Annotated in this window: 1 protein-coding gene; it reads left to right on the top strand. The window is 46.9% G+C overall.

Features of this window, described 5'->3' with window-relative positions; all coding sequences use genetic code 11:
• Positions 1-1,075, top strand: a 1,075-nt coding sequence (locus tag ACGH6P_RS10980; RefSeq protein ID WP_411597477.1) for a hypothetical protein, incomplete at both ends; no start/stop codon positions are given.

Here is a 1,075-nt window from a genome sequence, read left to right as displayed (position 1 = left end):
TCAGATGGTTTTGACTTTAACAGCGAAAAAGTATTTGGTGGTCGTGCTTATCACTGGTTAAACGACCATGTTCGAATTGGCGGGACGTATATCAATGAAGACCAGTCAAGCGGCGATACGTATGAATTAAAAGGGGTTGACCTGATAATACGACCAACGCAGGGGACACATACCCATGTGGAGTATGCGAAAAGCAAGGCGGGGATGAATGATATCTATGTGTCGAGCAATGGTGGTGTCTCGTTTAATCAAACGACGTTATCAGGCGATACCCGTGGTGCGGCATGGAAGATAGAGCAAACCATCAACTTTGATGACTTTACCGATGAGGATATTCCGCTGAGTTTTAAAGGGTATTACTCGATGCAGCAGGAAGGCTTTTCATCGTTTGCCAAAGCCCGAAGCAGTGATTTGGAAGAGTGGGGTGGCGAGTTACGTTATGACTTTGAGCCGGATAAGCGAGGGGTATTAGTTTCTTACAGCAATGAAAAAGACAAGGGTAACTATGTAGAACGAATAGCCCGTGCGCAATATTACACTACGCTGGGCGATTTATATAAAACCACATTAGAGCTGGAGCACCGCAATAACCACAATTATGGTGAGGACAGCACGCATGAGATGCTGGTGGCGGCGAAACTGGAACGCTCGTTTTTTGACGGACGGGACAAAGGTTACATCATTCAGCAGTTGACGTTAGGCAAATCGGGTGATGTGTCAAATGACAACCGAACGACGGTGGGATACAGCTCTCAGATAACGGACAGCATTAATATTGGCGCGGAATTATTTGTGTCGAACCGGGGAGGCGGTGGTGGCATTCAGGGCAGCTGGGATGTGAATGACCGCACCAACTTATACACGAAGGTACTCAATGATGTGGACTCAAGTTCGGGTCGCGGTATTACAACGGTATTCGGTGGTCGAACCAAGGCGACGAGTCAAATGGAATTATATTCCGAGCGACAATTTAAAACCAACCGCATAGACCACACGACATCGGATGTTTATGGGGTAAGTTATAAACCGACAGAAGCCCAATTTATAGAGGGGTCTTACTCGATAGGCCGTGTGA

It is taken from the genome of Gilliamella sp. CG25 (genome assembly GCF_046635705.1).
Lineage (GTDB): Bacteria > Pseudomonadota > Gammaproteobacteria > Enterobacterales > Orbaceae > Gilliamella > Gilliamella apicola_I.
The sequence above is the reverse complement of the archived record's forward strand: the minus strand, read 5'-3'. Positions and strand labels throughout refer to the sequence as shown.